Genomic DNA, 25,547 nt, shown 5'->3' with positions numbered 1-25,547 from the left:
ACTTCGATGTCTGCGAAGCCCCCCATCCCCGATCCCGAGCTCGACGCCGCGATGATGCGCCTCGCCATCGAGGAGGCGCACAAGGCGATGCCGTCGCCGAACCCCCCGGTCGGCGCGGTGGTGCTGAACGCCGCGGGGGAGGTCGTCGCCGTCGCGCACCACGCGCGCGCTGGTGAGGAGCACGCCGAGGGGCTGGCGCTCGCGGCCGCCGGCGACGCGGCGCGCGGAGGGACGCTCTACGTGACGCTGGAGCCCTGCAACCACGAGGGGCGCACGCCGCCCTGCGTGGACGCGGTTCTGAGCGCCGGCATCAAGCGCGTCGTCGTCGGCGCGCCCGATCCGAACCCCGCGGTGGTCGGCGGCGGGGCGCAGCGGCTCAGCGACGCCGGGCTCGCCGTGGAGCTCGGCGTCGCCGGCGCCGAGGCTCGCGCGCTGATCGCGCCCTGGACCAAGTTCATCACGACAGGCATCCCCCACATCGCGCTCAAGCTCGCCCTGTCGCTGGACGGTCGCATCGCGACCCGCACAGGCGCCTCGAAGTGGGTCACCGGCCCCGAGGCGCGCGCCAAGGTCCAGGAGCTCCGCTCGCGGCACGACGCGGTGGCGATCGGGATCGGCACGGCGCTCGCCGACGACCCTCGGCTCACCCTGCGCGAGTCTGCGCTCGCGCCCGGGGGGCGGAGCCCCATCCGGCTCGTCTTCGACACGCGGCTCAGGCTGCCGCTCCACACGCGCCTCGCCCAGACGGCGCGGGAGGTGCCGACGTGGGTGCTCACGGGCGCCGACGCGCCCGAGGAGGCGGAGCAGGTGCTCGTCGACGCTGGCTGCGTCGTCCTGCGCGCGCCAACCTCGGCCGAGGGCCGGGTCGACGTGACCGCCGCGATGCGCCTCTGCGCCTCGCAGGGGATCGTCTCCATCCTGGTCGAAGGTGGCGCCGAGCTCGCCGGCAGCCTGCTCGCGTCGCGCCTGCCCGACGAGCTGCACGCCTTCGTCGCTCCGATCCTGCTCGGCCCCCGCGGCCGGCCGGGCGCGGTCGACTGGGCGGGTCCGGACACGCCAGGCGACGCGCCCCGGATCGTCGATCCACGCTGGGAGCTCTGCGGTCGCGACGCGTACGTCAGCGGCCCGCTCGCCTTCCCGGCGCGCAGCTGATCGGCGCGCCCGGGCAGGTCAGCTCGCGGCTTCTGCGCCGCGCTTCTGCATCTTCCGCTGGACGATGCGCTTCTTGAGCGTGCCCATCCGGTCGATCATCAGCACGCCGTCGAGGTGATCGAGCTCATGCTGGACGGCCACGGCGAGCAGGCCGTCGGCCGCGATCTCGAACGTCGCGCCGTCACGCCCGCGGGCGCGGACGGTGACGCGCTCGGCCCGCTTGATGTCCTCGCTGATGCCAGGGAACGAGAGGCACCCTTCGGGGCCGGTCAGCTGCCCCTCTTGCCGCACGATCTCCGGGTTGATGAACACGAGGAGGTTGCTCGGCTCGTTGTCCGCGGCGATGTCAACGAGGAAGACGCGGTGTGGCTCCCCGATCTGCGTGGCCGCAAGGCCGACGCCGGGCGCCGCGTACATGGTCTCGGCCATGTCGTCGATAAGCTTCGTGATTTCGGGCGTGATGTCCCCGACCGGCTGTGCCTTCTGACGCAGGCGCGGGTCGGGATAGTGGAGGATGGTGCGGATGGCCATGGCTACTGAGCATCATAACCTCCGTTCCTAGCTGGCGCCCGTCAAGACGCTCTCATCTCGTGGGTTGCGCGTGCCTCGCGCTGGCCACGCTGGCCAGCCTTCGCGCGGACAGCCGCTAGCGATTTCGCCGGAACGAGGTCGACGTATCGACGCTGACCCCGCGGGACTGAAGATCTTCCACGATGTCCGGCACCAGCCCGGAGGGGTGAAACGTCCCCTCGAGCGCGCCGCCGGCGGCCGTCCGCTCGACCACGAACGTGAAGACGTCGCGAATGGCGATCTGCCCGCCCTCCACCCCGAGCTCCGCAATGCGGAGCACCCGGTGGCGACCGTCGCGGAGCAGCGCGATCTCGATCGCGAGGTCGAAGGACGAGGCGAGCCACTCGCGCGCCGTCTCCGGCGTGATCCCGGGGCGGGTCGCGGCGATGTCGGCGGGGAGCCTCGTCACTGCTTGCCGCAACGTCGGCGCGCGGGAGGCCGCGAGCACGCCGTCCATGCCGCCGCCGATGGCGTCCACGACTTCGGCCGCGACGTGGCCCGAGAACGAGCTCACCGCGACCCGCTCCGGCCGGATGCGTACGGCCGCCCGCACGGCCCGGGTGCGTTCGTCCGTCGTGGCCCCGAGCGCGATGGACAGCGTGTTCGGCTGATCGAGGGCGAGCTCGTCCTCCTCCTGGAGCACCACGAACCGGTCGTCGGGCTGCGCCGCGGCAGCGAGCGCGCCGAGCAGCCAGCCCGTCCCGGCGTCCCGCGTCCCGGTGACGAGGAGGTTGCCGCGACCGAGCACGCACTGGGCGAGCAGCCCGGCCATCGCGCGCGAGATCGTCCCGTTGCGCACCAGGTCGTCCAGCGTGACGTCGGGGCGCTGCGGCTTCCGGATCACCAGGGTGGAGGTCGCGGCCGGCGGCAGCACCGCGAACAGGCGGCGCCCCTTCGGCAGGGTCCGCTCGACGAAGCTCGCGCCCGCCTCGATCGGCTGGCCGGCCGCCATGCAGAGCCGGCGGATGGCCCGGCCGACCGCGCGCTCGCTGCTGAACCCGACCTCCGCGATGACGCGCCTGCGCCCGTGCATCGCGATCACGTGGTCGTAGCGGAACACCTGGATCTCGCTCACCTCGGCGTCTTCGAGCAAGCGGTCGAGCGGACCGAGCGAGAGGAGCTCCCGCTGCGCGTCGGCCACGAGCGCCTCGACGTCGACCTCGGGGGGGAGCTCGCCCGCCGCGCGCAGCGCCTCCGCGCCCGCGGCGCTCGCCTGCGCGATGCGCTGGGCGAGCGCGCTGTCCGGCGGCGCGCCGCTGTCGAGCGGCGTGAGGTCGACCAGGTCGGCGAGCCGCTCCATGAGGCGCCCGAGCGCCCGGCGGTGCGCCACGGCATGCGCCGAGTCGCCCTGTCCCCGGTCGACCCGATCCGAGACGGGCGGGATGGCGCGCCGGCTCGGGATGGGGACCACGCTCGGATGGACGGCGACGTTCGAGGCGCCCTGCGGCGACACCGCGGCGGTGCTCGTTGTGCTCTGTGCAGGCAGCGGGGTCGCGGTCGCGTACGGGCGCGGCGCCTGTGGGGGCGGGGTGGCGGCGTTGACGGCGCGGCCGTCGCGCGCCGGCGGTGCGGTGGTCATCGCCGGGTGCGCAGGCAGCGGCGGGACGGACGCACCGCCCTGCGAGCCCGGCGTGAGCGGCGGACGAGGCGAGGGGATGCGCGGCGGACCGGGGACGGGGATGGCCGCGGCCGCGTCGACCGACTCGTCCGGATCGTTCTCGAGGGGGAAGTGGCTGATCACGCCCTGGCTGGTGCGCGACGGCTCGCCCCTCTCGTTGATCAGCGGCAACGGCGCCGACCGGTGCAGCCCTTTCTCGGCGGACGGCGGCGGCCCGCGATCGGGCAGAGGTCCCGGCTCGCCGGACATCTCTTCCGGCGCGCGCGGAGGCGCCGTGCTGTCCGGAGGGGCCGTCCCGGCCGCCGCCGTCTCGATCCGCAGCACGAAGTCGCCGATGTAGATCTTGTCGCCTTCGCGAACGATCGTCGCCTGAGCGATCTTCCGGCCGTTGACGTACGTGCCGTTCGTGCTCTTGAGATCGGTGACGATGAAGCGCCCGTCGCGGAAGAGCAGCCGAGCGTGTCGCTTCGACACGTTGCCCTTCGGCAGCATCAGGTCGTTGCCCTGCACGCGGCCGACGTTGATCTCTGTCCGGTCGAAGGTTTCGCGGCGCTCCGCGCCCCCTTTCTCGCTGATGATCACCGAGAACATCTCGTCGCCTCGCGGGGCCAGGGCGGAGGTGAGACCCGATGCCCTCGCCACGCCATACGAGCAAGCTCGAACAGACATGTCAACGAGATGCCTTCGATTCCTGCTCCCGGGCGGCGAGCGGGCTCGAGCCCGGGACTGCGCCGCCCACGCCCCCTGAGCGCACGCACCGGGCGCGGTGCAGGTCGAGCGCGCGATGCCGGTCCGGGGATCGATCCGCCGAGCTGTCGCGCCAGCGCGCAGGGGGAACGTCGGCGAACAGGCTGAGCCGGCGCCGCCAGGTGCGTGATGTCCTCCGAGCAGGTCGCCTGCTCCGCTGCAACGCTCGATCGATGTTCTCGGCAAAAGCTCCGCAAGCGCCTGGCCCGCGCTCGGAGAGCGCCCGGAGCGCGCTGCGTCGCTCGCTCCCACGACGCGCGCAGCACGAGGAGCGCGCCCGAGTCGCCGCGCCATTGCGGCGGAGGCCAGGAGATCGCTGCCCGACGCGCGAGGCTCGCTGCGTGACATGGCGAAGCCCTCACGGACCACGACGCCCTGCGCGGGCCGAAGGACAAAGTTCTTCGATAAAAGCGCAAATCTTGACGGTTGCGCGAATTCTGCTTCGCACCCTACGGCGCGCCGTCACCGCGCGTGATCGTGTACTCGCCGTCAGGATCCGCTGTACGACGCGAAATTCTCATCGGAGGCTGCTGCAACCGGAGACTGCCGGTGAAGCGGTACTGCCTCGCGCAAGCGCCCGCCGAACCATCATCGCTGCTTGACCTTGGCGCATCGAGCCGTTTACGTTGGCGCCCGCTCGGACCGGGGAGAATCGTCGAAGTCGCCGCGCACGCACATCAACCAGCGGCTGGGCAGCCGCCCTGCGCAAGCTGGATCTGTCTACGAGGGGGGTTTGCTGCATGCAGCCAAGCCCGCATCGGAATCAGGGACCGCAGCCGTGGTCACCTCCCGACTGCCAGCCTGCGCGCCTCGGGTATCGACGAGCTCTGAAGTGGAGGAAATATGGCAGTTGGCAAGGTTAAGTGGTTCAACGACGAGAAGGGTTGGGGCTTCATCAAGCAAGAGACTGGCCCCGACGTCTTCGTTCACTATTCGCAGATCAACGGGGAGGGGCGCCGTCGTCTGTTCGAGGACGAGACCGTTGAATTTGAGATCAAAGAAGGTCCCAAAGGTCTGCAGGCGGTCAACGTGATCCGCGCCACCGCCTGACTTTCCTCCTGACCAGAGCCCCACCGGACTGCCCGCGCAGCGCCCCCGCTGCGCTCGAGTCACGGCACTGCCGAGCCCCGAACATCGCGCGCCCGCCTGGACGGTCCTGCGTGCGGCGGATGGATTGCGCGCGGCTCCGGTGGGGCGCTCGGCGGAGCGCCGAGCGCGCGGCGGGCTCATCGCTCGGGGACCGGGACCTCGCGGAACGCGTCTTGACCCGGGACGAAGCGGTGCGACGTGATGCCCCCGATCGTCCCCGCGTCGTCGATCTCGTAGACATTGAACCCGGCCATCCGTTCGTCGCTGTCGTGAAGGAGCGAGGCGCTGGTGGCGCCCACGGCGTCGATGTGACCCCGCTCGGTGTGCAGCTTGCGGTGAATGCGCCGGTGCAGGTGCCCATGCAGCAGCAAGCCGCGGCGCACCTGCCGCAGCAGCCGCCCCTCTGCCGCGGCATCACCCAGGCCTTCCAGCAAGGTCTTCGCCCGGCTCGCCGGGTTATGGAAGGGGTGGTGCTGAAGCACGACCGGCGTTCGCCGCCGCACCTCCGGGTGTTCTAGCGCTCGCTCGAGCGCGCGCAGCTGGACCGGGCCGAGCCGCCCCGATGCCACCAGCGGGGGACGCGGCCAGGCGGTCGAGAGGCCGATGATCGCGACGGGCCCGCGCAGGTGCACGAAGGGGAACGCCGAGCCTCCGCCATCGCGGGTGGCCCCACCGTCGCCGCTCTTGCCAGGCGCGTCGAGGACGATGTCGGAGCGCAGGTACGGCGCGAAGTACTGAGAGAAGCGCTGCGAGCGGTGCGCGCCCTTCGTGTACGCGTCGTGGTTCCCCGGGACGATGCTCACCCGCTCGGGCGGAAGAGCGAGATCGCTCTGCAAGAAGTTGCGGACCAGGACGAACTCTCGTTCGAGCGCGAGGTTCGAGACATCGCCGGTGATGACGACGTGGTCCACGCCGAGCCGCCGTATCTCCCGCGCCGCTGCGTGCACCGCGTGCGGCTTGTGGATGGCGTGGCGCCGGAAGCGGAGGTTGAGGTAGCCCGTGAGACGCTTGTTCAGGAGCCGGAACGGGAAGGCCCCCTCGAGGGAGAGGAGGTGCAGGTCAGAGAGGTGCGCGATCCTCACGGGCGCAGTATGGGCTCTTCCGGCGCGGCGGCCAACCGCCGCGCGCCTCAGCCCGCGCAGCGGCCAACCGCCGCGCTCCTCGAGCGCTCGTCGCGCGCGCCTCGGCTCGAGCGTCGCCCGCCGCGGCTCAGGCGTCGCGCGCGCAGCGGAAGCCGCGCCACGCGCGGCGGCTGGTCGGCGAGTCGTGCCCCCGCGCGGCGCCACGCAGCCAGGGCCGACCCAGGATGTAGCTGCCGCCGCGCAGCACACGCTCCTCCCCCATGTCGGGCCCCCGCGGGTTCTTCGCGCTGCCGCTTGGATACTCGGGATGGTAGTAGTCAGCGACCCACTCCTCGACGTTGCCGGCGAGGTCGTCGATGCCATCGGGGGTGCGGCCGGCCACGAGCGAGCCGACGGGCGCGAGCTCGAGGAAGCCGTCGCCGTCGTCGAGCTCGTCGAACGACAGCCTCCCGTGGTTCGCGTGGAATGGGTTGTAGACATGACCCCAGGGGTAGCGGCGCCCGGCCACGCCCCGCGCCGCCCGCTCCCATTCGGCCTCGGTCGGCAGGCGACCGCCGGCCCAGACGCAGTAGCGCTGCGCGTCGCTCCACGAGACGAGAACCACCGGAACCTCGGGCCGATCGAAGCGCTGCCCGCCGGAGGCGTACGGAGGTTCGGCGCAGACGCCGGCCGAGACGCACCGGCGGTAGCTCGCGACGGTCACCTCGGTTCGGTCGATCCAGAAATCCGACAGGTACACCTCGTGGGGCACGAGCTCGTTCGCGAAGCTCGCCTCGGTCTCGTCGACGCACAGCTCACCGGCCGGCTCGAGCTTGCAGAGCGTCACCGCGTGCGCGATCTCGACCTCGCTCGATCCCATCGTGAAGCTCCCCGCGCGCACGAGGACGGCAGGCGGACCGGGCGCGCGCAGCGCGACGACGCTCGCGGGCGAGCGCGCGCGCTCGCCAGCGGCGGCCGCCGGGAGCGCGGCCTCCGAGCAGCGCGCCGGGAGGCGCGGGGCGCGCCGCGCGCGGGGTGGTGGAGCGGCCACGCCGGCCAGGGAGAACGCGACGAGCGTGGCCACCGTCGCCAGCGTGAAGAGGGCCGCCGGGCGCATGTCGGAGACGTAGCATGCTCCAGCCTCGCGGACTGTTTCCGCCTCTTCCGACTTCGCTCGATGCGGCGGTCAGTCGTCTCGGACGTCATGACCGCAGCGGGCCGCCTGGTCGAGCGTTCGACCCTGCGCCGCGCGGCGCACTTTTGCGGCGCGTCGCGCGACGCGCGGCGAAGGCGCACCACGCGACGCGCCGCAAAAGTGCGCTGCGCGCCGAGGAGCGATAGACTCGAGGGGCTCGATGTCAACCCTTATGGACAACGCGAACACGGTGAGCGCGGAGGTCGACGCCGCGGTGATCGAAGCGCTGCATGAGGCGCTCGAGAGCGGAGAGCTCGTGCTCTTCGTGGGGGGAGGCATCTCGGCCGCGGCCGGGCTGCCGACGTGGCGTCAGCTCGTCGACCTGCTCGTCGAGAGGGTGCGCGAGCAGACCAGCGACGAGGTCGCGATCGCCGAGGTCGCGTCCCTCGCGCGATCGCAGCGCTACAGCGAGGCGCTGGGCGCGGCGGAGCAGGCGCTCGGCCCAGCGGAGTTCAACGCGTTCGTCGAGGATGCGCTCGACGACGAGGGGCTCGATCCGCCGCGGATCGCGATCGCGATCGCCGCGCTGCGAGACAAGCTGCGCGCCGTGCTCACCACGAACCTGAACCACCTGCTCGAGCGCGCCTTCGGCTTCGAGTGGGACACCATGTGGCGCGTCACCGACGAGGTCGCGTGGCGGCGGCGGTTCATCCTCAAGCTGCACGGCACGCTGAAGGAGCCGCACAGCTGGGTGTTCGCGCGCGAGCGCTTCCTCGCGTCGATCGCGCCGCCCGACGTGCGCAAGTCGCTCACGACCGTGCTCTCGCGGTGCCCCGTGCTCTTCATCGGCTTCGGACGCGCCGACGGGAACTTCGACGAGATGCTGACGGACATCCACGCGCTCTCGGGGGCCTCGCCGCCGCCTCGCTTCGTCATCGCCCCGGGCTCGAGCCTGACGCCGCTCCGCCGCAAGACGCTCGCGGACATGGGGTTCCTGCTCCTGCCTTACGACACCCCCGACGGCAGCCACGACCGGGTGCTCGCGATCCTCGAGCGCACGTGCGCTCCCCGGCCGCGCGCGATCACGTCGCGCGGTCGCTCGATCCTTCCGCCCCCGATCCCCGATCTCGAGCTCCCGCCCTCGTCGTCGTCGCTCGGCGCGCTGTACGATCTCCCGCCGGACTCGGCCCCGTACGACGACACGGTCACGATGACGGGGGCGCTCGAAGCGTCGCGGCGCGAGCGCGTCTCCGCGCCTCCGGCGAGCCCGATCGAGGTGTTCTTCTCGTACTCGGAGAGCAACCGCGAGCTGCGCGACAAGCTCGAGACGCACCTCACCATCCTCAAGCGGAAGGGCGTCATCCGCGGCTGGCACGACGGCGAGATCGGCGCTGGCGAGGAGCGCGACACGGCGCTGGCCGAGCACCTCGAGACCGCGAAGGTCATCCTCCTGCTCATCAGCGCGGACTTCCTCGCGTCGGACTTCTGCTACGACGTCGAGATGCAGAAGGCGATCGAGCGCCACGAACGGGGTGAGGCGCGCGTCATCCCCGTCATCCTCGACGCCTGCGACTGGGAGGGCGCGCCCTTCGGCAGGCTGGCCAGCTTGCCGCGGGGCGGGCGCCCGGTGACGAGCTGGGTCAACCAGAGCGAGGCGTTCACCGACATCGCAAAGGGCATCCGAAAGCAGGTCGAGCAGCTAACCCAAAACCCCTCCTGAGCTCACCGAGCGCCGGCGCCCAGCCGGTGAGCCATTCAGAGGTGCCACCGCCGCCCGGGATCTGGAGCGTCCCCGCGTCGACCAGCCGGAACCTGGCCGCGCGCGACGATCTGCTCGCCGAGATCGGCGCCGCGCTCGCCAGGCGCGGCGTGGCGCCGCTCTGCGGGCTCGGCGGCACCGGCAAGACCAAGCTCGCGATCGAGTACGCGTACCGCAACGCCGGCGCCTACGACACCGTCTTCCTGATCGACGGTCAGAGCCAGGCGACGATGGACGCCTCTTTCGTCACGCTCGCCGCGGAGCTGAGGCTGCCCGAGCACGAGCAACTGGATCCCGCTCGCGCAGTCGGCGTGGTGCGCAGCAAGCTCGGGCGCCGCGGTCGCTGGCTCCTCCTCTTCGATGGCGTGCGCGACCCGAGCGAGGTCGAGCCCTACATCCCGAGCGTCTCCCACGGCGGCCACATCCTCACGACGTCGCAGAACCCTATCTGGCGCGGTCTCACGACGGTGAACGTCCGCGGCATCGAGCGCGCCGAGTCGGTGCGCTTCCTGCTCCAGCGCACGGGCGAGACCGACGCGGAGTCGGCCGACGCGCTCGCAGAGGAGCTCGGCGATTTGCCGCTCGCCCTGGCGCAGGCCGGCGCTTACATCGAGGAGACCGGACGCCCGCTCGCGGAGTACCTCGCCCTGTTCCGGCAGCGGCCGGCCGCGCTCCTGGAGCGCCCCGTCAGCTTCCCGGTGACGGTCGCGACCGCCTGGGAGAGCTCGCTCGCGGCCGTGTTCAGCCACCAGGCAGCGGCGGAGCTCCTCAGCTTGTGCTCGTTCCTGCCGATGGACGCGATCCCTCGGCGGTCGCTCAGCGAATACGATCCGCTCGCGCTCGACGACGCCATCGCGATGCTGCGGCTGCACTCGCTGATCGAGGTGCGGCCGCACGCGCTCAGCGTCCACCGCCTCGTGAAGATCGTCGTCCGCAACCAGCTGCGGCGGGACGATCGGCGGCGATGGATGGATGCGGCGCGCCGCATCGTTCAGGCTTCCGGCCGGATTTCCCCGAGCACGGAAGAGGAGCGCGAAGGTAGGACGGAGCCGGAGTCGGGGTAAGGCAAGCCCCTCACGAGACGATGGAGGTTCGACCCGCATGTATCCGAGAGCGTCAACTACCGTCTCTTCCTGGGTCTTTTCCGACCGCGTATTCTCGTTGCGCGTCAGGTCGGTCGTGAGACTTTAAGGCCCGCGAGAGGAACTATGGTTGCCTTGGCGACGAGCCCCGCCGATGTGTTCTTCTCCTACTCTCCGAGGGACGAGGACCTGCGGCCCAAGATCGAGACCCACCTCGACGCGCTGAAACGGCAGGGGGTCATCCGGAATTACCAGGGCTTCGCGCTCGGCGGAGGGAGGGAGCGGCGAGAGGCGACCGCGGCGAGGCTGCGCGAGGCGCGGGTCGTGCTGCTGCTCGTGAGCGCGGATTTCCTCTCCACCGACGCGTGGCTCTCTCCGGAGATGCGAGAGGCGATCGCTCGCCACGAGGCCGGCGAGTGCCGGGTCATCCCCGTGATCCTGCGGCCCTGCGCCTGGGAGAAGACGCTGCTCGGCGAGCTGCAGCCGCTGCCCAGCCGCGCGCGGCCCGTGACGAGCTACCCCAACCAGAGCGAGGCGTTCACGGAGATCGCGAAGGGGATCCGGAGCGCCGTCCGCGAGACGGAGCCGCCGACGCAACGGCCGGCCGCTCGAAGGCCGTCGAGCTCGCCCGACGCGGAGCCTCACATCAAGAAGCTGCCGCCGCGCAACCCGGGCTTCACCGGGCGCGACCAGCTTCTGAGCGAGCTGCGGAGCACGCTCACCACGGGGGGGCCCGCTGCGCTCACGCAGTCCATCAGCGGCCTCGGCGGCGTCGGCAAGACGCAGCTCGTCGCCGAGTACGCGCACCGGTACGCGAGCCAGTACAACGTCGTCTGGTGGATCCGCGCCGAGGAGCCGGCCACGGCGGCCGAGGACTTCGCGCGCCTCGCCGCGGCCCTCGACCTGCCAGAGCAGAACGAGGCCGACCAGCGGATCGCGATCGAGGCGGCCCTGTCGTGGCTGTCGCGCAACGACAGGTGGCTCCTCATCTTCGACAACGTGAACGACCCGCAGGACGTCGCCCCGTACCTCCCGCACCCGCGCACCGGGCACATCGTTATCACCTCCCGGAACCCGAGCTTCCGCGGCATCGCCACCCCGCTCACCGTGCCGGCGCTCGATCGCGCCGACTCGGTGAAGTTCCTGCTCGATCGGACCGGGCAGAGCGACGCGCGCGCCGCGGAGAAGCTCGCCGAGACGCTCGGGGATCTCCCCCTCGCGCTGGTGCAGGCGGCGGCGACCATCAAGGAGACGGGATCGTCCATCGCGACCTACCACGCCGCCTTCGGTGATCACCAGCGCGGGCTCCTGCTCCGCGGCATGCCGATGGACTACCCGACGCCGATCGCCACGACCTGGGGCCTCGCGTTCCAGGAGGCGCAGCGCCTCTCGCCCGTCGCGGTCGACCTCTTGAGCCTGTGCGCGTACCTGGCGCCCGATGACATCCCGCGCGAGGGCCTCGCCGACGCCGCGCCGCACCTGCCGGCGGCGCTCGCCGAGGCGCTGAGCGATCCGCTGATGCTCGACGAGGCGGTCGCCGCGCTCCGCCGCTACTCGTTCATCGACGTGCACGAAGGCGCGCTCTCCGTGCACCGGCTCGTCCAGGCGGTGGTCCGCGATCGCCTCTCGCCCGAGGACCGGAAGGTGTGGGCCGAGGCGGCGGTACGGCTCGTCGACCACGCGTTCCCCGAGAGCAGCGACGAGGTCGAGACGTGGCCCTTCTGCGCCCGATGGCTGCCGCACGCGCTCGCCGCGGCGAGCCAGGCCGAAGCGCACGACGTCGCGAGGGAGGTGCGCGGGCGGCTCCTCGCCCGGTTCGCCGTCTACCTGCAGGGGCGCGCCGCGTTCGCGGAGGCGAAGGGGTACCTGGAGCGGGCGCTCGCGCTCCACGAGGCGGTGTTCGGCCACGACGATCCGAAGGTCGCGGCCGTGCTGCGCAGCCTCGGCAGCGTCCTCCACGACCTCGGCGATCTCGGCGGCGCGCGGGCGCACCTGGAGCGCGCGCTGGCGATCGACATCGCGAGCTTCGGCCCCGATCACCCGGACGTCGCGCGCGACGTGAACGACCTCGGCAGCGTGCTCATGGATCAGGGCGATCTGCCGGGCGCCCGCAAGCACCTGGAGCGCGCCCTCGCCATCGACGAGGCGACGTACGGCCCCGACGATCCGAGCGTCGCGATACGGCTCAACAACCTGGGCGCCCTCTTCCGCGACCTCGGCGACTTCGCGGGCGCGCGCGTGCACCTCGAGCGGGCGCTCGCGATCGACATCCGCGCCTACGGTCCGGGCCACCCGACCGTCGCGATCGGACGCACGAACCTCGGTCGGCTGCTCCACGATCTCGGCGACCTCAAGGGAGCGCGCGAGCAGTTCGAGGAGGCGCTCAAGATCGATGAGCACAGCTACGGCCTCTACCACCCGCGCTTCGCGCTCGCGCTGAACAACCGCGGGCGCGTGCTGCGCGATCTCGGAGACCTGGCCGGGGCGCGCGCCGACTTCGAGCGGGCGCTCGCGATCGTCGAGGACACCTACGGGCCGGATCACCCGGACGTGGCGCGGGACATCAACAACCTCGGCAGCGTGCTGCGGGACCTCGGCGATCTCGAGGGCGCGCGCGCGAACTTCGCGCGCGTGCTTAAGATCGCCGAGGCGACCTACGGCCCGGACCACCCGGCGGTGGCGATCGGCTGCAACAACCTCGGCAGCGTGCTGCAAGCGCTCGGCGAGCTGCCCGGGGCGCGCGAGCAGCTGGAGCGCGCGCTCGGCATCGCGCAAACCACGTACGGTCCGGATCACCCGGTCGTGGCGAGCATCGTGAACAACCTCGGCCGCGTCTTGCAGGCGCTCGGCGATCTGTCGGGCGCGTGGCAGCAGATCGAGCGCGCCGTGGCGATCGCCACGAAGGCGCTCGGGCCGTCGCACCCGTCCGTGCAGATCTTCTCGCGGAACCTGGCGCGCCTCGGCGACGCCCTGGGGAGCAGCGCCGAGGCGACCTGAGCTAGCCGATCAGGATCTGCGTCGGGTGCTCCAGGAGCTGGCGCAGGACCTTGAGGAAGGTCGCGCCGACCGCGCCATCGACGACGCGATGATCGCAGGAGAGCGTCATGCTCAGGCGGCGGCCCGGCACGATCTGCTCGCCGCGCACGACGGGCTCGCGACGGACCTGGCCCACGGCGAGGATCGCTCCCTCGGGCGGGTTGATGACGGCGCCGAAGTTGTCGATCCCGTACATGCCGAGGTTCGAGATCGAGAACGTGCCGTTCGCCATCTCCTCGGGCCGCAGCTTCTTCGCCTTGGCTCGCCCGGCGAGCTCGCGCACCTCGGCCGCGATGTCGAGCACCTGCTTGCGATCGACGTCGCGCACCACCGGCGTGACGAGGCCCTCAGGGACGGCGACCGCGACCGAGATGTCGACGCGCTGGTGAATGAGGATGGCGTCCGGGGTGAACTGCGCGTTGCACTCCGGGACGCGCACGAGCGCGATGGCGCACGCCTTGACGAGGAGATCGTTGAAGCTGACCTTGGCCGGCTTCTCCCCCTCGGCGGCGGTCGCCGCGAGATCCGCGTTGATCTGCTCGCGAAGCGCGTTCAGCGGATCGGCGTCGACGTCGATCGAGAGGTAGAAGTGCGGGACCGTCTGCTTGGACTCGGTGAGGCGCCGGGCGATCGCCTTGCGCATCATGCTGAGCGGCCGCACCTCCGGCGCAGCGAGCTCGCCGGGGGCGGTCGCCTTGGCCGCCCCGGCGGCCGGCGCCGGCTTCAACCCCTCGAGGTCGCGCGCGACGATGCGCCCGCGCGGACCGCTGCCGGCGACGCTGCTGAGGTCGAGCCCGCGCTCTCGGCCGAGCTTCCGCACGTAGGGCGACGCCTTCACGCGTCCGTTCGACGACGGCTGCGGCGCGGCTGGCTGCGTGGGCGGCGAGACCGCCTCGCCGCGCGCCGCGGGCGGCGGGCTCGTCACGGGCGCGTCGCCGCCGGCCGGCGGCGCGGCGCGCTCTCCCTTGGGCTGAGCCTCCGCCGCGCTCGGCTTCGCCGCGGCAGCGCCGCCGCTCCCGCCGGCGAGGGCGCTTACGTCCTCGCCCGGGGTGCCGATGATCGCGACAGGCTGGCCGAGCTGAACCACGCTGCCCGCAGGCACGAGGATCTTGAGCAACGTCCCTCGATCGAAGGACTTGTACTCCATGGTCGCCTTGTCGGTCTCGACCTCTGCGAGCAGATCGTCGATGTCGATCGCGTCGCCTTCCTTCTTGTGCCAGGCACTGATCTGCCCCTCCTCCATGGTCGGGGACAGCTTCGGAAGTTCCAGAACCTTCGCCATGGGTCTATCAACCTTGATCGGGGATGTGGGTCCGCTCAGTCAGCTTTTGTAGAGAACGCGGTGAACATTTTCGATGATCCGCGAGGCCTGCGGGATCACGTATTGCTCCAGCCGCGCGTTGTAGGGCATCGGGACGTCGAGCGTCGTCGCGCGCAGCACGGGCGCGTCCAGCTCGTCGAACGCGAGCCGCTGGATGCGATCGGCGATCTCCGCGCCGACGCCGCCGTACGGCCAGCCTTCGTGCGCCACGACCGCGCGGTGCGTCTTCGTGACGCTCTGCACGATCGTCTCCTCGTCGAGCGGGCGCAGCGATCGCAGGTCCACGATCTCCGCGCTGATGCCCTCCTTCTCCAGCTCCGCCGCCGCCTCGAGCGCGACGTGCACCATCCGGCTCCACGCGATGATCGAGACGTCGGTCCCCTCGCGCACGATCGAGGCGACCCCGAGCGGCACGATGAAATCCGGGTCGTCGGGCACCTCGCCCTTCACGCCGTAGAGCGTCTCGCTCTCCATGAAGAGCACCGGGTTGTCGTCCCGGATCGCCGACTTGAGGAGACCCTTGGCGTCCGCCGGCATCGCGGGCGCGAGGACCTTGAGGCCGGGGACGTGCGCGTAGAAGTGCTCCATCGAGTGTGAGTGCTGCGAGCCGACCTGCTTCGCCGAGCCGTTCGGCGCCCGCAGCACGAGCGGGATGGTGAGCTGCCCGCCGGACATCTGCCGGAGCTTCGCCGCGTTGTTGAGGATCTGGTCGAACGCCACGGCGGAGAAGTTCCACGTCATGTACTCGACGATCGGCCGGAGCCCGACCATCGCCGCGCCGATCGAGATGCCCGTGAACCCGCTCTCGGTGATGGGCGCGTCGATCACGCGCTTGCTCCCGAACTTGTCGAGCATCCCCTCGGTCACCTTGTAGGCGCCCTGGTAATGCCCGACCTCCTCGCCGACGAGGTACACCCGCTCGTCGCGCTCCATTTCCTCGATCATGGCGGCGCGAACCGCCTCACGGAATCTTAGGACGGTCATCGCGCAAAAGGTCCTGCATAGGTTGTGGGCTCGAGCACCTCGGGCCCGGGTTCGGGGCTCTCCTCGGCGAAGCGGATCGCGTCGGTGATCTCGTCTTCCACCTCTTTCTCGATCGCCTCGAGGGCGGCCTTGTGGCCCTTCTCCTCGAGCTCGATGCGAGAGCGAAGGAGCACGTCCTTCTTCTTGCGCTCCTCGAGCTCCTCCTTCGTCCGGTACTTGCCGGGATCGCTCATCGAGTGGCCCCGGAAGCGGTACGTCCTGATCTCGACCAGCGTCGGCTCCGACTGCGTGCGCGCCCGCGTGACGGCCTCGGCGAGGCGATCACGCACCTGGAGGACGTGCTCGGAGTTGAAGCGATCGCGCTCCATCCCGTAGGCGAGCGCCTTCAGCGAGACGTCCTCGACCGAGAGCGTCCGGGAGAGCGGCGTCCCCATCGCGTACTCGTTGTTCTCGCAGACGAACACGATCGGCAGCTTCCACAGCGCTGCGAGCGACATCCCTTCGTGGAAGTCGCCGATGCTCACCGCGCCCTCGCCGAAGAACACCATCGAGACCCGGTCCTCGCCGCGGTACTTCGACGCGAACGCGGTCCCGACGGCGATGGGGATGTGCCCGCCGACGATGCCGTAGCCGCCGAGCATGTTGTGCTCTTTGTCGAAGAAGTGCATCGAGCCGCCGAGCCCCTTCGAGCACCCGGTGACCTTGCCGTAGAGCTCGGCCATCGCGGCGCGCGAGCTCATCCCGCGGGCGAGCGCGAGGCCGTGATCGCGGTAGGTGGTCATCACGTAGTCGTCGGGGCGGAGCGCCGCGGAAGCACCGACGGCGATGGGCTCCTGACCGATGTACAGGTGAAGGAACCCGCCGATCTTGCTCTGCGCGTACGCGCGGGCCGCTTCTTCCTCGAAGCGGCGTATCTGAAACATCTTTCGGTAGAGCGACAGATGGAGATCGTCGCCGTTTGTCAGGGTAGTCATCGCGGAGATCTCAAGGGGCAGAACAGCAATTCAGACAGTCGCTAGCGCAGCGATCGGCGTGATTCCAGGGCGCCCTCTCCGGGGCTTGCGATGGACCCAGCGAGGCGCTTGGCGTCGGCCGTGCAGGACAGCGACGGTGCTTACTCGGGCTCCTTTACGGGAGTTTTTTCCGCGTGACAACGCATCCGCGATGTCACCCGTTCAACGCGCAGCAGCATCGGCACCACCGGCGTCCTGCGTGCCGGGCTCTGTGGTCTCTGGCACGCCGAGGTCGTCGGTCTCCGGTGTTCCGGCGTCCGCGCCTTGCTCGTCCTCGGGAAGCGCGGTCGGCACGGGCGAGGTCGTGGCGCTGCCCGGCGCGCTGGCGCTGGGCTCCGCGGCGCTGGGCTCCGCGCTGACCGTCGCGCGCGCCGTGGTGTCGGCGGGGTCGTGCTTCGGGCGCGCAGGCCGCGTCGACGGGATGGCGCGCGGTCGCGGCGCCGTGGTGGCCGACGAGGCGATCGGCGCTGCTCCGACGGCGGGCTCCTCGGCGGGCGCGTCTGCAGATCGCAGCGCGGTGTGGAGGAGCAGCGCGGCCGTGGCCACGACCACGGCCGCACCCACGGCGATCTGCCCCGCCTTCCGCTCGCGGGGAGGGAAGTCAGCGTCGAGCGGATCTGCGCGCACCGCGGCTGGCTCGGCGGGCAGCGCCGGCGTCGCCGTGACGGCGCTGTCCAGCATCCGCCTCGGCATCTGGCTGGAGACGGCCCACTCGAGGCTGTTCGCGAACGCGGCGCCGAACTCGTCGCAGCTCGGGTATCTGTCCTCGGGTCGCTTCGACAGGCCGCGCGCGAGCACCTGATCGAGCGACGGGGGGAGGCCGAGCTCCTTCGCGATCGGCGGCGGCTCGTCGCTCGCGATCTTCGAGGCGACCGAGACCGCGTCGTCGCCCGGGAACGCGCGGCTCCCGGAGATCGCCTCGTACATGACGGCGGCGAGCGAGAACTGATCGCTCTCGGGCGAGAACTTGCCGACGCGGAACGTCTCCGGCGCGCTGTACGCGGGCGTCCCCATGAGCCCTCCCTGGTGCGTCAGCGTCGAGTCCGGGATCCGCGCGATGCCGAAGTCGGCGATCTTGCCGCCGTTCGCGGAGAGGATGATGTTCTCCGGCTTGATGTCGCGGTGGACGATGCCTGCCCGGTGCGCGATCGTGAGGGCCTCGCCGAGCTCGCACGCGAGGCGCGCCGCCTGCGACGCCGAGAGCGGCCGCCCGAGGAGGTGCTGCTTGAGCGTCGGCCCCTCGACGTACTCGAAGACGAGGTAGAGCCCGAAGTCCGGGTCCTCGCCGACGTCGTGGAGCGTGACGAGGTTCGGGTGGGTCACCCGGGCGGCGGCGCGCGCTTCGTGGCGCATCCTCACGATGAGCTGCTCGCGGACGTCGCGCGGGATGCGCAGGTCGTCGCGCAGGTGCTTCAGCGCGACGTCGCGATCGAGCAGCGGATCGTGCGCGAGCAGCACGCGCCCCATCGCGCCCTCGCCGAGGAGGCGCTGCACGTGGTAGCGGCCGAGGGCGGCGGGCAGCACGGAGCTATCGCTCGGCTGTGCGAGCGCGCCGCCGCCATCGGAGGACGAGGATCGAGGCACGTCGCGTCGGTTCTATCCGGCCGGCGGCCCCGGCGGAAGGCCTGGCCGGCGTCTCGCTTCCGGTTATGCTCTGCCGCAGCGCGCCCCGGGTCCACGAGCGGCGCTTGCGGTTCTGCGGAGGCGGTTCCCGCAGGGGCCTGGCGGCGTGCGGCATCCCAGAGAGGGCGCAGCGAGCACAGATGAGCACCGAGAGCGCGTCGAAGCCGGTCCAGGTCGCCGGCGCTACGAAGAAGCGAGGCAAGGCCAAGTACATCGTGCTCGCCGGCTTCGTGCTCATCATCGTCCTCGCCCAGCAGACGGGGCTCCTCGGCTTCGGCGTGGCGCACCTCCGCGCCGCAACCTTCCCGAGAGACGAGTCGCTGCTCGAATATGTCCAAGGCAACGTCCCCGGCGTGGTGATCGTCGACCCTCACCAGATCGATCTGCAGGCGCTCGGCGCGGAGGGGAGCGCGGTGCGGCTGCACATCGAGCGCACCCGTGACGACATCAAGAAGGCGACGGGCATCGATCTCGGGTTCGACGTCGACAAGCTGGTCGTCGCCCCGTCGCTCGTGGTCGCGCGCGGGCGTTTCAACGAGCAGAAGCTCGCGGAGCGCCTGGCGACGCACAGCTACGTCCAGGCGGAGTACAAAAGCGTGAAGTACCTGCTCCGCGCCGGCGAGGACGCGATCGCCGTGCGCGACGGGTCGATCCTGCTGTATGGCGCCGAGCCAGAGATCCGCGCCAGCATCGACGCCGAGGAGGCCGGGACGTCGCTGGCGAGCAGGGACGAGGCGACGTCGCGCCTCGCGCACATCGGGTGGGATCGTCCCCTCCTGGGCGTCGCCCTCCTTTCCGAGAGCAAGCCGAGCCTCCGCGCGATCCTCACCGGCTCCACGGGCCCGCGCGCCGTCACCGTCGGCGTCTCGACGAAGGGCGGGCTCTCGGCGACCGTCGCGATCGACGCCGCGTCGGCCGACGCGGCCGAAGAGCTCCGGAAGCTCCTCGAGGAGAAGCGCGCGAACGTCGATGCGCTGAAGGCGCTCGTTGGCCCGGAGCCCGGGGCGGCGCTCGCCGAGATCGCGAAGCGCGCGACCCTCACCGTGGAGCCGGGCGCCGGCCGGCTGACGGTGCAGGTGGAGGTGCGCCCCGAGGAGATCGAGCTGCTCGCGAAGGCCGGCCATGCGGCGGCAGGCTCGCTCGGGGATATGTACAAAAATGTGCGGCTGCTTCAGCTCCTCGCGCCGGGCCCGTGAGGTCACCGTCTGAGCGGAAGGCGCGCTCGGCCCGTATCGAGGTGGGCACAGCTGTGCGCGACGGCAGCACCGCTCATGTCGAGCTGGAGCGGCCGGCGGGGCGTCCCTGGTCGAGGCTCAGAGCTCGGCGCAGCGCGGGCACCGCGCCTCGACCCGGTCTGTCGCGCTCTTGACCCGGGCGCGTGCGGAGTCGCACCGCTGGTCCGCATCGCCGGCGAGCCCGCAGAGGTGCTGCGCGGCGCGGCTCATGGACGCGAGCGCGCGGCACGCGGTTTCGCACGGCGACGCGGACGTCGGCTCGGCCTCGATCTTCTTGGCAGGGGGCTCGCCGCCGGCGGCCGTCGCCCGCGGTGACGGCGCGGCGCGGCTGTCGGGTACGCTCGGACTCGGCGGCGAAGCCGCCGGCGGCGGCGCTCCCGGCTGCGCCGCTTCCGCCACGGTCCGGCCCTCGTCGCGCTGCGCGGGCGCGCCGATCGCCTGATCGAGCTCGTCCTCCGCGCGCTCGAGCTCCGCGAGCGCATCATCGGCCGTCTCGACGGCGCTTCCCTTGTGCGGCGACATCGAGGTCGCAGCGGCGGGCTCCGGCGCCACCGGGGCTTGCGCGACGGAGGCGCCGCCGCAGCCAGAGAGCGTGGCGGCGCTGATCCACAGGGTGGCGGCGGCGGCAGACCAGGCACGGTGTCTGTTCATCGGTCCTCCTGCGCCTGACGCCCGGCGCCCAGCTTTCGGCTCATCGCGGCGCCGCGGCGTCGCGGACAGCGCGCCGAGATCTTGCGTGCGGCGCGGCGAGGTTGACCCCCTCGCCGTGCGCTATGCTCGCGGCGATGAATCTGCTTCGACCGATCGGCGCCCTCGTTCTGGCTCTCGGACTGGTCGCAGGCTGTCAGCGAGGCAGCTCGCGCCGGCCTGCGTCTCAGCCGTCGTACGGCCAGGCCTATCCTCCGTACGGCGCGCCCCAGCAGGGTGCTCCTCCACAGCAGCCTGGGTACCCGCAGCAGCCCGGGTACCCGCAGCAACCCGGGTACCCGCCGGCGCAGACCGGGCCTGTGCCGGCGCCTACCTTCAACGTGCCCACGATGCCGGGGCTGCCGGTGCTCGGCGATCCCATAAACGACATCAACGTCAGCTGGCTCCAGTCCGAGGCCGGCGTCGTCATGGGCGCGTTGATCGGCGCGCTGCCGGCGGCCTCGCAGCAGAAGGTGAGGGGCATCCCGTTCATCGCCGATCCGACGGTGGGCGAGGTGAACGCGTTCGCCGGCTGTGACGACCAGCGGATGCCGTTCATGGCGATCACCGACGGGCTGCTCGAGGTCGAGGCGCAGATCGCGCAGTTCAAGGCGACCGACGAGGTCTTCGGGACGAGGAAGCTCGACGAGTTCCTGCGGATGCTCGCGCAGCGACAGCGGCCTGGGCAGCCGATCGTCCGGCCGCCGGTGGGCTTCGTCGATCCGGTGCAGCACACCGACGCGCGCAAGGTCGAGCGGCAGCGCCAGCTCTACCACGAGCAGCTCGCGTTCGTTCTCGGCCACGAGCTCGGCCACCATCACCTCGGGCACACGGGCTGCGCGAACGGGCAGGGGGGGAGCCGGGGCGTCACGCCCGCGGATCTCGGGCGGATGCTGTCGCGCACGCTCCCCATCTTCAACCAGCCGAACGAGATCGCGGCGGACGTGGCGGGCGTGAACAACCTGCTCGCCGCTGGCGCGCGGCAGCAGGGGTACCGCTGGACCGAGGGCGGCGCGATGCTCACGCTCGGCTTCTTCGCGTCGCTCGATCAGCTCACGCCGGCCACGATCCTGTTCGCCTTCGAGCAGACGCACCCGCACCCGCTGCTGCGGCAGCCCGTCGTCCAGCAGACCGCCAACACCTGGCGGATGACCGGAGGCGCGCCCGTGTTCACGTTCCCTGGTTTCGGCGGCTGAGCCACGATTACCCGGGCGTCTTTGCGCTCGCGGGCGCTCGTCCGGAGGGCTCATCTGCTGCTTCGGCTTGACGCGACCGTGCAGCGCTCCTCCCATCGCGCCGAAAGGAGTCGACCATGCAAGCAGAGCTCGGGATCGAGGACCTCAAGGAAGGCACAGGCGCGGAGGCGAAGCACGGCCAGCTCGTGACGGTGCACTACGTCGGCACGCTGACCAACGGCGACAAGTTCGACAGCTCGCGCGACCGCGGCCAGGGATTCTCGTTCAAGCTGGGGGCCGGGCAGGTGATCAAGGGATGGGATCAGGGGGTCGCCGGCATGAAGATCGGCGGCCTCCGCAAGCTGACGATCCCGCCGGAGCTCGGCTACGGCGCTCGCGGCTTCCCGCCCGTGATCCCGCCGAACTCGACCCTCGTCTTCGAGGTCGAGCTGCTCGCGGTCAAGTGATCTGTCGCGTCGCCCCCGCGCGTCGGTCGCTGCTCGCGACCGGCGCTCGGGGCGGCGCGCAGGTCGACGCCGACGCGGCCGCCCCGAGCGCGCCCGCGGCGCGGCTCACGGCTTGATGGGGGCGCCACACTCGACGCAGAACCGGTTGCCGATGAAGAGCTCGTGCTTGCAGTGCGCGCACCGCGCGACCCGCACCTCGGTCGCGCGCTTTGCGGGCTTCGATGGCGGGGCTTCCTTCACGGGAGGCCTCGCCGCCGTCGTCACCGCGGTGTAGCGACCGGAGCCAGCGGCGGCCCGCGAGCGCCGATCCGTGAACGGCGCGGCGGCCATGCGCGCCACCGTGCCTGGCGCGCTGTGGGCCTGGCTCCGCAGGCCGCTGTCCGCGATGGAGTGGACCTGCTGCGCCGCGATGTCGAGATCGACCTCGTCGACCGGGGGCTGTCCGTCGTGGACCGCCGCGGGCGGAACCGTCTCGCCGAACTCATCGACGTGGAGGGGCCGGGTGTCGTCGAGCTCGGCGCTGTTCGGTTGCCGCTCGTCCTGCGCGTCGAGCTGGATGCGGACGATCAGCGCCGAGATGTTGTCGGTCCCGCCCGCCTCGTTGGCCATCTCGATGAGGAGCTCGCAGGCCTCGTGCGGATCCTGGGTGATGTCGAACACATCGAGCATCTGCTGCTCCGAGATCATCCCGCTCAACCCGTCCGAGCAGAGCAGGAAGACGTCGCCGGGCTGGGTGGGCTCCGAGCGGATGTCGACCTTCACGGCGTCCTTCATGCCGAGCGCGCGCGTGATGATGTTCTTCGGGAGCCTCGCCAGCTCGTCCTGGCTCAGGTCGGGCTTGAGCGCGAGGGCGTCGTTGATGAGCGAGTGGTCCTTCGTGAGCTGCTCGATCTCGCCGTGTCGGATCCGGTAGCAACGGCTGTCGCCGACGTGCCCGACATGGATCTGCTCCGTTTCGCACGACACGTAGGCGGCGACCACCGTCGAGCCCATGCCCTGGTGCTGGGTGTACGTGTTCGAGATGACGAACACATCGTGGTTCGCCTTGCGGATCGCCGCGACGACGCGGCGTGCTTCCGGATCGAGCTCCTGTTCGTCGGCCGGGACGGGGCCTGGCAAGCTGCCGGCGCGGGTCGCCTCGAAGAAGTTGTCGAGCGATTTGGTCGCGAGCGCGCTGGCGACGTTGCCCGCGTTGTGCCCGCCCATGCCGTCCGCCACGACGAAGAGGCCGAGATCGGACTTCACGAGGACGTTGTCCTCGTTGTGCTTTCGCTGGCGACCTACGTCGGTCACGGCAGCCGCGACGGGTCGGGTGCGGCTGCTCGTCCTGAACTCGCCCATTCGCGGCAGATTATACCTGCCCCTCGCTCTGGACCGCCCACATTCCGGCTGCTTTAGCGGCGGGCTGCTCCCTGGAAGCCGGTCGCTTGAGCGGCGATCCTCGGTGACGTACCGGCCGAGGCTGCCGGTGGTCGCGTGCCCCGGGGTAGGGGATCCAGCGCGAGGCGCACACCGATCTGGAAGAATCCGTAGGCCGTGGGGTCGGAACCCTCGTCGGGGCGCGAGAGGTAGGTGCCGGCGTCGAGCTCTGCGAACACACCGACGCCAAGGATCGGCGCCGGGTAGAAGTCGGCGCCCAGCGCGATGCGGGCGACATCGAGACCGTGAAACACGTGATCGGTCCCGGTGGGACCGGCCGCCGAGGCCTCCGGCCATGTGAAGACCGCTCGCCGGTACCCCACGCCGTAGCTGATCCACGGGTCGACCGCGATCCCCTGGGCGACGTGGTAGACGAACCCCAGACCCAGATCGAGGCTTCGGCCGGAGCAGTCGCTGCAGCCTGCCGCTGCCGGGAGCAGGGTGTAGGAGCCGCTTGCTTCCAGGACGGTCACGCGGCTCAAGCCGATGCCGAGGTTGGCGCCGAAGGCGAACCCGCCAGAGACCGTGTCGGCGACCGGTTGGCCGGCGGCCATGCTGCCGAAGGGCTGGCTGTACCCGGCCCGTCCCTGGAGCAGGAGGTGTCCGCTTCGATCGTCGGGCCCGGCGGGGCGCTTCACCCCGGCTTCCGGCCCGGCCTCCTCTTCTTCTTCGGCCGCGGCCGTCTCCTCGGCTGCGGCCGTCGCCTGATCTGCGGGCTGGGCGAGGGCCTGGTTGGCCGAGAGCACCCAGCCCGCTGCCGCCACGCCGAGCAGCGGCGCGGTCCACCTTGTCGAGCGCGATCTCACGAACGGCCTCTAGAACAGCGCGGTCCAGAGCGCAAAGGGGGCGCGTTCCGACGAGCAGGAATGTCGCCCGGGCGACGCAACTGCGCCTCGCGTGCCGACGACAAACCTCCTGGACATGGACGACGCACAGATCCGCAGCGACCACGACAGCCCTTCCAGACCCCTCACCTCGGCTCACGGCGGTATGGCGGCGTCAGCGCCGCCTGCGGCGCCAGCCGCGCCCCTCGTGGCGCTGCCGGGAGCGCTCGTCGGAGCGCCCGGCGGTCGATCGGACCCCGGCGCGCGCGGCGGTGAGCCCCTCTCGACCCGGGACGTCACCGTGGAGATCGTGGACGATAGCGACGCGCTCGCCACGGTGTGGCTCCGCTGCGAGCATCCCAGCGGAGGCGCTCCAGTGCGCATCGCCGTCGCGCCGGGGGCCGAGCTCATCCTGGGAAGCGCTCCGGCTGCAGACGTGAGGCTTGATGATGCCGCGGTGAGCGCCCGGCACTGCCGCGTCGCGCACCGCGGCGCATCGATCGAGGTGACGGACCTCGGCTCTCGCAACGGCGTTCGCGTCGGTGGCGTCCGTGTGCGGCAGGCGATGCTCGTTCCTGGCGGCTGCTTCGAGATCGGTCGCACGGCGATGTGCGTCGAGGCGGCCCGAAAAGTCCCGGTGATCGAGGAGGATGGGCCGCCGCTCCCCGGGCTCATCGGCCGCTCGCGGCCCATGCGGCAGCTCGCCGCGGCGGTGCGGCGGGTGGCGCCGCTCCAGCTCCCCGTGCTGCTGCGCGGCGAGTCGGGCACGGGCAAGGACCTCGTGGCCCGGGCGATCCACGCGGAGAGCCCCCGGGCCGACCGGCCGTTCGTGGTCCTGAACGCCGCCACGATCCTGCGGGAGCTCGCCGAGTCCGAGCTGTTCGGCCATCGTCGGGGTGCGTTCACCGGCGCGGTTCGGGAGCGTCAGGGGGCGTTCGTCGAGGCCAGCCATGGGACGCTCTTCCTCGACGAGATCGCGGCGCTCTCGCTGGAGGTCCAGGCGAAGCTGCTGCGCGTCGTCGAGGAGGGGATGGTCCGCCCGCTGGGCGCGGAGAGGGCGACGCAGGTCAACGTGCGGCTCGTCGTCGCCACCTGCGAGCCCCTGGAGACCCTCGTCAGTGAGCGTCGCTTCCGCGCGGATCTTTACGAGCGCCTGGCGGTGTGCCGTCTTCAGCTCCCCGCGCTGCGCGATCGGCCCGACGACATCCCGCTCCTGGCCGAGCACCTCCTGGCGAGCTCCGAGATTGGCCGGCGCCAGCTGTCCCCTGGGGCGCTCGCAGCGCTGAGGGCGCACCGCTGGCAAGGCAACGTCCGGGAGCTGCGGAACGTGCTCATTCAAGCCGCGCTGCGCGCGCATGGCCGTGTGCTGCCCGAGCACATCACGGCGGTCATCGCCGATCGCGAGCCCCCGGTCCGCCGGAAGATCACGCCCGCCGATGCGCTCCGCGCCTTCGAGGAGGTGGGCGGCAACGTCAGCGCCGCTGCCCGCCTCGCGGATGTCCCGCGGTCGACGATGCGGGATCTGCTTCGTATCGCCAGGGATACGTGAG

The 25,547-nt window shown here is 71.3% G+C and carries 20 protein-coding genes; 9 read left to right on the top strand and 11 right to left on the bottom strand.

The window, feature by feature from the left end:
• Nucleotides 1-6: 6 nt before the first annotated feature.
• The gene (ribD, locus tag WMF39_RS21170) at nucleotides 7-1,152 is read left to right on the top strand and encodes a bifunctional diaminohydroxyphosphoribosylaminopyrimidine deaminase/5-amino-6-(5-phosphoribosylamino)uracil reductase RibD (protein ID WP_437747280.1); all 1,146 of its coding nucleotides are present in this window, start codon (nucleotides 7-9) and stop codon (nucleotides 1,150-1,152) included.
• 18 nt (nucleotides 1,153-1,170) lie between these two features.
• On the opposite strand, the gene def is transcribed toward ribD, so the two are convergent.
• Together def and WMF39_RS21160 are read right to left on the bottom strand one after the other, a co-directional pair.
• Nucleotides 1,171-1,683: a peptide deformylase gene (def, locus tag WMF39_RS21165; RefSeq protein WP_272099591.1), complete on the bottom strand. Its 513-nt coding sequence runs from the start codon at nucleotides 1,681-1,683 to the stop codon at nucleotides 1,171-1,173.
• A gap of 115 nt (nucleotides 1,684-1,798) precedes the next feature.
• Nucleotides 1,799-4,009: an ATPase, T2SS/T4P/T4SS family gene (locus tag WMF39_RS21160; RefSeq protein ID WP_437747279.1), complete on the bottom strand. Its 2,211-nt coding sequence runs from the start codon at nucleotides 4,007-4,009 to the stop codon at nucleotides 1,799-1,801.
• Nucleotides 4,010-4,930: 921 nt separating this feature from the next.
• Here WMF39_RS21160 and WMF39_RS21155 point away from each other — a divergent pair.
• On the top strand, nucleotides 4,931-5,137 hold the full coding sequence (locus tag WMF39_RS21155; RefSeq protein ID WP_012236438.1) for a cold-shock protein: 207 nt from the start codon (nucleotides 4,931-4,933) through the stop codon (nucleotides 5,135-5,137).
• Between the two features lie 176 nt (nucleotides 5,138-5,313).
• Here WMF39_RS21155 and WMF39_RS21150 read toward each other — a convergent pair whose 3' ends face one another.
• Entirely contained in the window at nucleotides 5,314-6,258 is a 945-nt protein-coding gene (locus WMF39_RS21150) for a metallophosphoesterase family protein (protein ID WP_437747278.1), read from the bottom strand.
• A gap of 127 nt (nucleotides 6,259-6,385) precedes the next feature.
• Nucleotides 6,386-7,354: a formylglycine-generating enzyme family protein gene (locus tag WMF39_RS21145; RefSeq protein ID WP_437747277.1), complete on the bottom strand. Its 969-nt coding sequence runs from the start codon at nucleotides 7,352-7,354 to the stop codon at nucleotides 6,386-6,388.
• A 238-nt stretch (nucleotides 7,355-7,592) separates the two neighbouring features.
• Between WMF39_RS21145 and WMF39_RS21140 the strand changes: the two genes are divergently transcribed.
• The 3 genes from WMF39_RS21140 (at nucleotide 7,593) to fxsT (ending at nucleotide 13,210) form a co-directional block, all read left to right on the top strand.
• Entirely contained in the window at nucleotides 7,593-9,092 is a 1,500-nt protein-coding gene (locus tag WMF39_RS21140) for an SIR2 family protein (RefSeq protein WP_437747276.1), read from the top strand.
• Between the two features lie 26 nt (nucleotides 9,093-9,118).
• Nucleotides 9,119-10,195 carry an ATP/GTP-binding protein gene (locus WMF39_RS21135; RefSeq protein WP_437747275.1) on the top strand — a complete coding sequence of 359 codons (1,077 nt, stop codon included), beginning with the start codon at nucleotides 9,119-9,121 and terminating at the stop codon, nucleotides 10,193-10,195.
• A gap of 144 nt (nucleotides 10,196-10,339) precedes the next feature.
• Nucleotides 10,340-13,210, top strand: a complete 2,871-nt coding sequence (gene fxsT, locus WMF39_RS21130; protein WP_437747274.1) for an FxSxx-COOH system tetratricopeptide repeat protein — start codon at nucleotides 10,340-10,342, stop codon at nucleotides 13,208-13,210.
• 1 nt (nucleotide 13,211) lies between these two features.
• On the opposite strand, the gene WMF39_RS21125 is transcribed toward fxsT, so the two are convergent.
• The 4 genes from WMF39_RS21125 to WMF39_RS21110 all read right to left on the bottom strand — a co-directional run bounded on the left by WMF39_RS21125 (nucleotide 13,212) and on the right by WMF39_RS21110 (nucleotide 18,151).
• Nucleotides 13,212-14,531, bottom strand: coding sequence for a pyruvate dehydrogenase complex dihydrolipoamide acetyltransferase (locus tag WMF39_RS21125; RefSeq protein WP_437747273.1), 1,320 nt, complete (start codon nucleotides 14,529-14,531; stop codon nucleotides 13,212-13,214).
• A gap of 39 nt (nucleotides 14,532-14,570) precedes the next feature.
• Nucleotides 14,571-15,554 (bottom strand): pyruvate dehydrogenase complex E1 component subunit beta, encoded by a 984-nt coding sequence (locus tag WMF39_RS21120; RefSeq protein WP_437747272.1) that lies wholly within the window; start codon nucleotides 15,552-15,554, stop codon nucleotides 14,571-14,573.
• Nucleotides 15,551-16,528 carry a pyruvate dehydrogenase (acetyl-transferring) E1 component subunit alpha gene (gene pdhA / locus WMF39_RS21115; RefSeq protein ID WP_437747271.1) on the bottom strand — a complete coding sequence of 326 codons (978 nt, stop codon included), beginning with the start codon at nucleotides 16,526-16,528 and terminating at the stop codon, nucleotides 15,551-15,553. Before pdhA ends, WMF39_RS21120 begins: the two co-directional genes overlap by 4 nt.
• Before the next feature lie 201 nt (nucleotides 16,529-16,729).
• The gene (locus tag WMF39_RS21110) at nucleotides 16,730-18,151 is read right to left on the bottom strand and encodes a protein kinase domain-containing protein (RefSeq protein WP_437747270.1); all 1,422 of its coding nucleotides are present in this window, start codon (nucleotides 18,149-18,151) and stop codon (nucleotides 16,730-16,732) included.
• Between the two features lie 179 nt (nucleotides 18,152-18,330).
• Here WMF39_RS21110 and WMF39_RS21105 point away from each other — a divergent pair, with 179 nt between their 5' ends.
• Nucleotides 18,331-19,386: a hypothetical protein gene (locus tag WMF39_RS21105; RefSeq protein ID WP_437747269.1), complete on the top strand. Its 1,056-nt coding sequence runs from the start codon at nucleotides 18,331-18,333 to the stop codon at nucleotides 19,384-19,386.
• A gap of 117 nt (nucleotides 19,387-19,503) precedes the next feature.
• Here the strand turns inward: WMF39_RS21105 and WMF39_RS21100 are convergent, their stop codons facing one another.
• On the bottom strand, nucleotides 19,504-20,076 hold the full coding sequence (locus WMF39_RS21100; protein WP_437747268.1) for a hypothetical protein: 573 nt from the start codon (nucleotides 20,074-20,076) through the stop codon (nucleotides 19,504-19,506).
• A 356-nt stretch (nucleotides 20,077-20,432) separates the two neighbouring features.
• On the opposite strand from WMF39_RS21100, the gene WMF39_RS21095 reads away from it, so the two are divergent.
• Both WMF39_RS21095 and WMF39_RS21090 read left to right on the top strand, forming a co-directional pair.
• The gene (locus WMF39_RS21095; protein WP_437747267.1) at nucleotides 20,433-21,308 is read left to right on the top strand and encodes a M48 family metalloprotease; all 876 of its coding nucleotides are present in this window, start codon (nucleotides 20,433-20,435) and stop codon (nucleotides 21,306-21,308) included.
• Between the two features lie 116 nt (nucleotides 21,309-21,424).
• The gene (locus WMF39_RS21090) at nucleotides 21,425-21,754 is read left to right on the top strand and encodes an FKBP-type peptidyl-prolyl cis-trans isomerase (RefSeq protein ID WP_012236426.1); all 330 of its coding nucleotides are present in this window, start codon (nucleotides 21,425-21,427) and stop codon (nucleotides 21,752-21,754) included.
• Nucleotides 21,755-21,859: 105 nt separating this feature from the next.
• Here WMF39_RS21090 and WMF39_RS21085 read toward each other — a convergent pair whose 3' ends face one another.
• Together WMF39_RS21085 and WMF39_RS21080 are read right to left on the bottom strand one after the other, a co-directional pair.
• Complete coding sequence (locus WMF39_RS21085; protein WP_437747266.1) at nucleotides 21,860-23,095, bottom strand: Stp1/IreP family PP2C-type Ser/Thr phosphatase; 1,236 nt, start codon at nucleotides 23,093-23,095, stop codon at nucleotides 21,860-21,862.
• 53 nt (nucleotides 23,096-23,148) lie between these two features.
• Nucleotides 23,149-23,979: a hypothetical protein gene (locus tag WMF39_RS21080; RefSeq protein WP_437747265.1), complete on the bottom strand. Its 831-nt coding sequence runs from the start codon at nucleotides 23,977-23,979 to the stop codon at nucleotides 23,149-23,151.
• A gap of 115 nt (nucleotides 23,980-24,094) precedes the next feature.
• Between WMF39_RS21080 and WMF39_RS21075 the strand changes: the two genes are divergently transcribed.
• Nucleotides 24,095-25,546 carry a sigma 54-interacting transcriptional regulator gene (locus WMF39_RS21075; RefSeq protein ID WP_437747264.1) on the top strand — a complete coding sequence of 484 codons (1,452 nt, stop codon included), beginning with the start codon at nucleotides 24,095-24,097 and terminating at the stop codon, nucleotides 25,544-25,546.
• Nucleotide 25,547: the final 1 nt, after the last annotated feature.

This window comes from Sorangium sp. So ce1504 (assembly GCF_051521635.1).
GTDB classification, from domain to species: domain Bacteria; phylum Myxococcota_A; class Polyangia; order Polyangiales; family Polyangiaceae; genus Sorangium; species Sorangium cellulosum_B.
The sequence above is the reverse complement of the archived record's forward strand: the minus strand, read 5'-3'. Positions and strand labels throughout refer to the sequence as shown.

Bases quoted from the DNA above. Each gene is read 5' to 3' on its own strand.
- pdhA (WP_437747271.1), bottom strand. From the start codon at position 16,528: ATGACTACCCTGACAAACGGCGACGATCTCCATCTGTCGCTCTACCGA.
- WMF39_RS21075 (WP_437747264.1), top strand. From the start codon at position 24,095: ATGGACGACGCACAGATCCGCAGCGACCACGACAGCCCTTCCAGACCC.
- ribD (WP_437747280.1), top strand. From the start codon at position 7: ATGTCTGCGAAGCCCCCCATCCCCGATCCCGAGCTCGACGCCGCGATG.
- WMF39_RS21085 (WP_437747266.1), bottom strand. From the start codon at position 23,095: ATGGGCGAGTTCAGGACGAGCAGCCGCACCCGACCCGTCGCGGCTGCC.
- WMF39_RS21105 (WP_437747269.1), top strand. From the start codon at position 18,331: ATGAGCACCGAGAGCGCGTCGAAGCCGGTCCAGGTCGCCGGCGCTACG.
- fxsT (WP_437747274.1), top strand. From the start codon at position 10,340: ATGGTTGCCTTGGCGACGAGCCCCGCCGATGTGTTCTTCTCCTACTCT.
- WMF39_RS21090 (WP_012236426.1), top strand. From the start codon at position 21,425: ATGCAAGCAGAGCTCGGGATCGAGGACCTCAAGGAAGGCACAGGCGCG.
- WMF39_RS21155 (WP_012236438.1), top strand. From the start codon at position 4,931: ATGGCAGTTGGCAAGGTTAAGTGGTTCAACGACGAGAAGGGTTGGGGC.
- WMF39_RS21145 (WP_437747277.1), bottom strand. From the start codon at position 7,354: ATGCGCCCGGCGGCCCTCTTCACGCTGGCGACGGTGGCCACGCTCGTC.
- WMF39_RS21120 (WP_437747272.1), bottom strand. From the start codon at position 15,554: ATGACCGTCCTAAGATTCCGTGAGGCGGTTCGCGCCGCCATGATCGAG.
- WMF39_RS21125 (WP_437747273.1), bottom strand. From the start codon at position 14,531: ATGGCGAAGGTTCTGGAACTTCCGAAGCTGTCCCCGACCATGGAGGAG.
- WMF39_RS21160 (WP_437747279.1), bottom strand. From the start codon at position 4,009: ATGTCTGTTCGAGCTTGCTCGTATGGCGTGGCGAGGGCATCGGGTCTC.
- WMF39_RS21100 (WP_437747268.1), bottom strand. From the start codon at position 20,076: ATGAACAGACACCGTGCCTGGTCTGCCGCCGCCGCCACCCTGTGGATC.
- WMF39_RS21140 (WP_437747276.1), top strand. From the start codon at position 7,593: ATGTCAACCCTTATGGACAACGCGAACACGGTGAGCGCGGAGGTCGAC.
- def (WP_272099591.1), bottom strand. From the start codon at position 1,683: ATGGCCATCCGCACCATCCTCCACTATCCCGACCCGCGCCTGCGTCAG.